Here is a 7724-nt window from a genome sequence, read left to right on the forward strand (position 1 = left end):
AGTCCGCACCGGCATGCGGCGCTCAGACGGGTGCGCTCAGGAGGCCGAGCGCGGCATCGGCGGGGTGAGGTCCGGGGTGTGCGCGGGGTCGGAGTCGGGGGCCGGCTCCTGCTGGGCGGCGGACTCGGCCGCGGCACCGGTGTCCTCGGCGGACTCCTGATCCTCGGCGGGCTCCTGCGAGCCGGGCAGCGGCGGGGTGAGGTCGAGGGCGCCGACCGCCGGCTCGGCGGCGTGCTTCGGCGTGGTCGGGCGGTTCTCGGCCGCGGCCGCCTTCTTCGCCGCCTTCTCCTGGGTCCGCTTGAGCTTCTCGGTCTGCTCGGCCAGCTTGCGGGCCTTCTTGCGCAGCTTCTTGCTGGAGTCGCGGACCGCCTCGTGCGCCGCGCGCACCGACTTCTCGGCCTTCTTCAGCGCCTTCTTCGCGCGCTTCTGCGCCGCCTTGTCGCGTGCGTCCTTGTCGTTGCCGGTCCCGGCCATGTCCGCTCCTCCGCTCGTCGACCGCTCCGGCCGACTCCCCCACGCTACCGAGCGGCACCCGCCCCGCGAACCCGCTGGCGAGCGCGCCCGGGCCGCGCTAGGCGCGCGGGCGGCGGCCGTTCTGCGCCCGTGCCGTCCCGCCTCCCCTTCCCCCTGGTCGCCGCCTCTCCTCCTTTCTCCTCGGCTCTCGCTTCAGCCCTGCGGTGCCGTTCGCGGCTGGGAGTCGCGGGCGAGTGACCCCGCGACGCGCGCGGGTTCGGCAGGCTGGGGGCATGGTCTTCCAGCACGATCCCGGCGGCTACCAGGGCCGCGCCGGCCTCCGGCGTCCCGTGCGCGGGCCCAGGCGCGACAAGTGGATGTGGTGGCGCCTGGGCTCCGGAGTCGCGGCGACGGTCGCCGGTGTGATCGCCCTGCTCGTCTTCACCGCCGACCGCTGAGCACGCCCACCGGCGACCCGGCGCACCCCCGCCACTCCGGATCGAGAGCCGATCGATGCGCTCAACCGCTTGACTCCGGAGGTTTCTCTCAGGTCGGATCCGGCGGAACGCGGGTAGTTTGGAGGGTCGCATCGGCTCAGCCGTGCGATCAGCCCCACTGCCCCACCCGGCGCTCGCCTCCCCCCTCGAGCGTCGGCAGACCTGGAACCTCCTCTGCATGCACCGTTCGTCACGCGCCTCGACTCCCACCCCCGCAGGAGCCGAGACCGGCAGTCCGTCCGCCCTCCCGACCCGTCGCTCGCTCCGTGAGCAGGAGTCCCGCAGCCGTCGCCCCTCCCGCGGCCCGTCGCGCCCCCGCGTCTCCGCAGTCGCCGCGATGACCCTCGTGGCCGGCATCGCGATCACGTCGACGATGCCCGCGTTCGCCGTGGGCGGCACCGCCGACTCCGAGCTGACCCGCGACACGGCCACCGCCGTCGCCGCGGCCCGCCCGCAGAGCTTCGTGGCGGCCGGAGTCGTGCAGCAGAGCGTCACCCGCGACGCCTTCGCCGCCGAGGCCAAGCCCGAGGTCCTCGTGCCCACCGCGTCCCTCGACGCGATCACCGCCACCTCCGGCGAGTCGACCGCGGCCGCCGCCGGAGCGTCCGGAGCGTGGGTCGTCCCGATCTCCGGTCACATCAGCAGCAGCTACGGCCCCCGCCCCGACGCGCCGGTCGCCGGCGTGAACCTGTTCCACAAGGGCACCGATCTCGCCGGCGCCTGCGGCACGCCCGTCCTCGCGGCCTCCAGCGGCACCGTCGAGGAGGCGTCGTACCAGGGCAGCTACGGCAACTGGATCCTGCTCGACAACGGCGGCGGCATCGAGACCGGCTACGCCCACAACAGCGAGCTGATGGTGTCGGTCGGCGAGACCGTCACCGTCGGCCAGGTCATCGCGCTGCGCGGCTCGACCGGCGCCTCCACCGGCTGCCACCTGCACTTCGAGACGCGGGTCGACGGCGAGGCGGTCGACGCCGTGCCGTTCATGGCCGAGCTCGGCGTCCCGATCGGCTGACGTCCTCGACGACTCGAGAACGCAGACGTCGCGGTGGCCGCTCTCGACCACCGCGACTTCTGTGTTCTCGTGAGCGCGCAGGCCGGCGTCAGGGCCCGGGGACCGTCCGCGCCCCGGTCGAGACGGCGGCCGACCAGTGCGCGTCGTCCGGCACCGTCGTCACCCTGATCTCGGCGTCCTGCTCGACGGCGATCTGCATGGTGCCCGTGTTGCCGCCTCCCGTGCCGGTGCGGGTCGTGCTCGGGCTGTAGACGCACGACGATCCGCTCGTCATCAGGCCGACGACCTCGATCGTCACCTCGGCGTCCGCGGTGTCGCAGGCGACCGAGACGGTGATGTGCAGCGGATCGCCGCTGAGGTTCACGGTCTGCGGATCGACGGGGCCGACCTGGTCGGTCCACCGCACGGCGGCGGTCGCTCCCTCGGGCAGCGTCACGGGCCCGAGCGGAGCGTCGGTGGGCGTCGCGGTCGGAGCGGCCGTCGGAGCAGCGGCGCCCGGGGCGGCGGGTGTCGCCTCCTCCGCCTGGTCGGCGCCGCTCGTGCAGCCGCTCAGAGCGAGCGCGGCGAGCAGTGCCGAGGCGCCCAGCGCGGTCGCGCGCCGTCCCGCCCGGAGCCCCGTCGCCCGGCGCGGAGCGGTCGTTCTCGTGGTGTCCATGGTGGTTCCCCCTGTCCACTGGCGTCCCTCCGGTCTACCCGAGCCCGCGCGGCCGCGGACCGCACTCTGCGGCGGTTGCCAGGGTCGGGAGCCGTGCTGCGGATCGATGGGGAGCTCCTCCGTACCGGCGCGGCGGCCCGTCGATCCGCTCGGGTGCCGCGGATGATCGGCACCGGGCGGATCCGACGCCCGCCGCTCCCGGCGCACCCCGCCGAGCCGCCCCTCTGCACCCGGAAGGCACCGCCATGATCGCCTCGAACACCTACCCCTTCGCCGGACGCACCGTCCTGGTCACCGGAGCCGGCTCCGGCATCGGCCGCTCCATCGCACGCGCTTTCCTCGAGCAGGGCGCGAGCGTCGCGGTCGCCGGGCGCACCCCCGCCACGCTCGAGGAGACCGTCGCCGGCTTCCCGGCCGAGCGCGTCCTGGTCGTGCCCACCGACGTCTCGGTCCGAGCCGAGGTCGACGCGCTCGTCGAGGGCACCGTCGCGAGGTTCGGCGGGATCGACGTCCTCGTGAACAACGCGGCCGGCCACCTCGGCGGCCCGATCGAGGAGGTGGAGGACGACGCCTGGCGCTCGCTCTTCGCCACGAACGTCGACGCCCTCTTCTACGCGGTGAAGGCGGCGCTCCCCCACCTCAAGGCGAGCCGCGGCAACATCGTCGTCGTCTCCTCCGTCTCGGGCATCCGCGGCGACTGGGGTCAGGCCGCCTACAACGCGACCAAGGGCGCGATCACGACGTTCGTGCAGTCGCTGGCCCTCGACTTCGGCGCGCACGGGGTGCGGGTCAACGCCGTCGCCCCCGCCTTCACGCAGACGCCGCTGACCGAGTCGATGGCCTCGACCCCCGAGGAGCTCGCGCCCTTCATCGACCGCATCGCCCTCGGACGCACCGGGCAGCCGGACGACATCGCCCCGCCGGTGCTGTTCCTCGCCAGCGCGGACGCGGCGTACATCACCGGCGCGATCCTGGCCGTGGACGGCGGAACGAGCGCCTCGACGGGGCAGCCGCACCTGTAGGCGGGCGAGCGGCGGATCGGCGGCGACTCGGCGACTCGCCTGCTCGGCCGGGGCGGCTCGGTCGCCCGGAAGCGGCGGCCAGGCGAATCGGGGTCGGGGGGCGGCGGCTCTGCCCAGAACCCGAGTGCTCGCGTCGGATCCTGCGGCCCCGCTCGCGAGGGTCCACCGGGCTCGACTGCGGGCGCCCGCAGCCCGGATCACTCCATCCCTGACCGCGCACTCAGACTCAACCGACACCTGTGGAGTATCGTGGAGCCAATTGCATGCAGACGCATGGATACGGACTCGCCGACCACACGGCCTCCGAGCCCATCCCTCTTCGAGCAGGAGTCGTCATGACCACCACCAGCACCCGCTTCACCGACCGCGTCGTCCTCATCACCGGAGGTGGATCCGGCCTGGGCCGCGCCGCAGCCGTCCGCCTCGCCCAGGAGGGCGCGAAGCTCGCCCTCGTCGACATCTCCGAGCAGGGCCTCGCCGCCACGGTCGACGTCCTGCCCGAGGGCACCGAGTCGATCACCGTCCTCGCCGACGTGTCGAAGGAGGCGGACGTGGACGCCTATGTCGCGCGCACCCTCGAGGCCTTCGGCCGGATCGACGGCTTCTTCAACAACGCCGGCATCGAGGGCCGCCAGAACCTCACCGAGAACTTCACGGCCGACGAGTTCGACAAGGTCGTCGCGATCAACCTCCGCGGCGTGTTCCTCGGCCTCGAGAAGGTGCTGAAGGTGATGCGCGAGCAGGGCTCGGGCATGGTCGTCAACACCGCGAGCGTCGGCGGCATCACCGCGATCGGCAACCAGTCCGGCTACGCGGCCGCCAAGCACGGCGTCGTCGGCCTCACCCGCAACTCCGCGATCGAGTACGGCGAGTTCGGCATCCGCATCAACGCGATCGCGCCCGGGGCCATCTGGACCCCGATGGTCGAGAACTCGATGAAGCAGCTCGACCCGCAGAACCCGCGCAAGGCGGCCGAGGAGTTCATCCAGGTCAACCCGACCAAGCGCTACGGCGAGGCCGACGAGATCGCCTCGGTCGTCGCCTTCCTCCTCTCGGACGACGCCTCGTACGTGAACGCGACCGTCCTCCCGATCGACGGCGGTCAGTCCATCAAGTACTGAGGTCCCGCGGAGGGAGCGGAGGGAGCGCCTGCTGCGGCGGGCGAGCCCTCCGCTCTCCCGCTGACGCCGCGTCCTTCGCGAAACGGACTCGACCGCTCCTCCACAGGTGCTCCCTCCGACGGACATCCCCACCGGGCCTCCCCCACGCAGCACCCGGCACCGCAGCGGGAGCAGAATGGGGGTCGGTCCCGCCAGCGGCCGGACCTCGACCGCTACGGAGACATGCATGAACCCCACCGGGAGCTTCCGCGCCGCCCGCGACACCCTCCTGCAGCACCGCCGCGATGCGGTCGCCGCGAACGAGGCCTTCCAGTGGCCGGACGTCGGGCCCCGCTTCAACTGGGCGGTGGACTGGTTCGACGCGATCGCCATCGGCAACGAGCGCCCCGCCCTCTGGATCGTGGAGGAGGACGGCTCCGAGGAGAAGTACTCCTTCGACCGGATGCGCTGGCGCTCCGACGAGGTCGCCGCCTGGCTCCACTCGGTCGGCGTCGAGCAGGGCGATCACGTGATGCTCATGCTCGGCAACCGCCTCGAGCTCTGGGAGTCGATGCTCGCGATCATGAAGCTCGGCGCGGTCATCCTCCCCACGACGACCCTGCTCTCACCCGCCGACCTGGCCGACCGCCTCGAGCGCGGCGAGGTCGCGCACGTCATCGCGGACGCCTCCGAGACCGCCAAGTTCGACGAGATGGAGGGCGGCTTCGGCCGCATCGCGGTCGGCGGCGCCGTCGAGGGCTGGCTCGACTACGCCGACTCGCTCGAGCCCTTCGGCATCAGCCCGACCGTGGTCGTCCAGAGCTCCGATCCGTGCCTGATCTACTTCACCTCCGGCACCACCTCGAAGCCCAAGATGGTCGTGCACACGCACGAGTCGTACCCCGTCGGGCACCTCAGCACGATGTACTGGCTCGGCGTGCAGCCGGGCGACGTGCACATGGCGATCAGCTCGCCGGGCTGGGGCAAGCACGCGTGGAGCTGCTTCTTCGCGCCGTGGAACGCCGAGGCGACGGTGTTCGTCTACAACTACAGCCGCTTCTCCCCCACCGCTCTGCACCAGCAGCTCGACCGGGCCGAGGTCACCACGTTCTGCGCGCCGCCGACCGTGTGGCGGATGCTGATCCAGTCGGCGCTGGGAGCGAAGCCGCGCGCGCTGACCGAGATCCTCTCGGCGGGCGAGCCGCTCAACCCCGAGGTCATCGCGACCGTCGAGCGGGAGTGGGGACTCACCATCCGCGACGGCTACGGCCAGACCGAGACCACCGCGATCATCGCGAACCCGCCCGGCGCCCCCGTGGTCCCCGGAGCGATGGGCCGCGCGCTGCCCGGCGTCGCCATCGCCCTCGTCGATCCGCTGACCGGCGAGCCCGCCTCCACCGGTGAGATCTGCCTCGACCTGTCCGTCGAACCCGTCAACCTGATGTCCGGCTACCTCGGCGACGAGGACCGCACCGAGCGCGCCCGCGCGGACGGCTACTTCCACACCGGCGACGTGGCGGTCCGCGCGGTCGACGGCACGATCACCTTCGTCGGCCGCACCGACGACATCTTCAAGTCCTCCGACTTCAAGATCTCGCCGTTCGAGGTCGAGAGCGTGCTGCTGCAGCACCCCGCCGTCGCCGAGTCCGCAGTGGTCCCGGCTCCGGACGAGGTGCGCCACAGCGTGGTGAAGGCCTACGTCACCCTCGCCGACGGCTGGGAGCCGACCGCCGAGACGGCGAGCGCGATCTTCGCCCACACCCGCGAGCTGCTCTCCTCCTTCGAGCGGGTGCGGCGCGTCGAGTTCCACCCCCTGCCCAAGACGATCTCGGGCAAGATCCGCCGCGTCGAGCTGCGCGAGCGCGAGGAGGAGGCGTTCCGCCGCGGCGAGGAGATCCCCACGGAGTGGCGCGCCGACCGCCTCTAGGCGCGGCGGCCCTCGTCCGCCGATACACCGCCGGGATCGCCGAAGCACCGCTGAGACGGCGGCGCCTCGGCGGGGCGGTGGTGTCTCGGCGGGATGCGGTGGGCCGGGACGCCGGCCGCCGGTGACCAGCGGGAGCGGGAGCCGTCAGCGCGGAACCAGCGCGGCGTCGGCGGCGTCCGGATCAGAGGCCGGCGATCAGCTCGGCGTCAGCGCGGGAGTACAGCGATCAGCTCGCCGTGGTCGCGGACGCCGGGGGCGCTGCGGTGGAGCGAGTGGGTCACCTCGAGGCCGGCCTGCTCGGCGAGCGCGCGCATCTCGGCGAGCGGGTGAAACCACGCCGGTGCGACGGCGTGCGCGAACGCCTCCGAGCGCGGCCCTTCGAAGAAGCCGATCAGCAGGCTTCCGCCCGGTCGGAGGTGCGCGGCGAGCGCCGCGACCGCGCCGGGCAGCTCCGCCGGCGGCAGGTGGATGAGCGAGTACCACGCGAGAACGCCCCCGAGGCCGTCGACGTCGAGCTCGAGCGCCGAGCCGAGCCGGAACGGGACGTCCGGGAACCGCGCTCGAGCCAGCGCGACGAACTCCGGCACCGGGTCGACGCCGACCGCGGCGGCTCCGCGGCGCCGGAGGAACTCCGTCCAGTGCCCGGGCCCGCAGCCCACATCGGCGACCGTGCCCCCCAGCCCGTCGGCCCACGACCCGATCAGCTCGCGATCGGCCGCGGGCCCCGCGTCGACCGATCCGAGCAGCGCCGCGTACTCCTCCGCCCGCGCGCCGTACGCGTCCCGCACCTCGTCCATCCGGTGAGCGTAGGCCGTCTCGAAACAGCGCGCAGCGGGCACGCGGAGGCGCGTGGCACGTTCCGCGGTGCCGTTGGCACAGCTCGGCGGCACGGTCCACTGGCGCGTTCTGACGTTCTGGCGCGCCTGCCTCGTGAGCGTTCGCGCCCGGCCTCCCGAGGCGCTCCGCGAGGACGGATCATCGAGGTGCCGCGCCCCGTCCCCGCCCCGAAGGAGACCCGATGACCCCTGCCGACGCCGACGAGCAGGGGGAAGACG

8 protein-coding genes are annotated in these 7724 nt (G+C 73.1%); 5 read left to right on the forward strand and 3 right to left on the reverse strand.

Annotation, left to right across the window (positions count from 1 at the left end; genetic code table 11):
• Positions 1-36: 36 nt before the first annotated feature.
• Complete coding sequence (locus C5C30_RS14915) at positions 37-474, reverse strand: hypothetical protein (protein ID WP_104288719.1); 438 nt, start codon at positions 472-474, stop codon at positions 37-39.
• 272 nt (positions 475-746) lie between these two features.
• Here C5C30_RS14915 and C5C30_RS17800 point away from each other — a divergent pair, with 272 nt between their 5' ends.
• Together C5C30_RS17800 and C5C30_RS14920 are read left to right on the forward strand one after the other, a co-directional pair.
• Entirely contained in the window at positions 747-911 is a 165-nt protein-coding gene (locus tag C5C30_RS17800; RefSeq protein ID WP_159940529.1) for a hypothetical protein, read from the forward strand.
• A 376-nt stretch (positions 912-1287) separates the two neighbouring features.
• On the forward strand, positions 1288-1965 hold the full coding sequence (locus C5C30_RS14920; RefSeq protein ID WP_181074628.1) for a M23 family metallopeptidase: 678 nt from the start codon (positions 1288-1290) through the stop codon (positions 1963-1965).
• Between the two features lie 88 nt (positions 1966-2053).
• On the opposite strand, the gene C5C30_RS14925 is transcribed toward C5C30_RS14920, so the two are convergent.
• Positions 2054-2620, reverse strand: a complete 567-nt coding sequence (locus C5C30_RS14925; protein ID WP_104261232.1) for a hypothetical protein — start codon at positions 2618-2620, stop codon at positions 2054-2056.
• A gap of 245 nt (positions 2621-2865) precedes the next feature.
• Between C5C30_RS14925 and C5C30_RS14930 the strand changes: the two genes are divergently transcribed.
• From C5C30_RS14930 to C5C30_RS14940, 3 genes are all read left to right on the forward strand, one after another.
• Positions 2866-3642 carry an SDR family NAD(P)-dependent oxidoreductase gene (locus tag C5C30_RS14930; RefSeq protein WP_258063352.1) on the forward strand — a complete coding sequence of 259 codons (777 nt, stop codon included), beginning with the start codon at positions 2866-2868 and terminating at the stop codon, positions 3640-3642.
• A gap of 335 nt (positions 3643-3977) precedes the next feature.
• Positions 3978-4763, forward strand: a complete 786-nt coding sequence (locus C5C30_RS14935; protein WP_258063242.1) for a glucose 1-dehydrogenase — start codon at positions 3978-3980, stop codon at positions 4761-4763.
• A gap of 226 nt (positions 4764-4989) precedes the next feature.
• A complete protein-coding gene (locus C5C30_RS14940) occupies positions 4990-6669 on the forward strand; it encodes an AMP-binding protein (protein WP_104287985.1) in 1680 nt (559 codons plus the stop codon).
• A gap of 206 nt (positions 6670-6875) precedes the next feature.
• Here the strand turns inward: C5C30_RS14940 and C5C30_RS14945 are convergent, their stop codons facing one another.
• Positions 6876-7466 carry a trans-aconitate 2-methyltransferase gene (locus tag C5C30_RS14945; protein WP_104248165.1) on the reverse strand — a complete coding sequence of 197 codons (591 nt, stop codon included), beginning with the start codon at positions 7464-7466 and terminating at the stop codon, positions 6876-6878.
• Positions 7467-7724: the final 258 nt, after the last annotated feature.

This window comes from Rathayibacter sp. AY2B5, assembly GCF_002931645.1.
In the GTDB taxonomy this organism is placed as follows: Bacteria; Actinomycetota; Actinomycetes; order Actinomycetales; family Microbacteriaceae; genus Rathayibacter.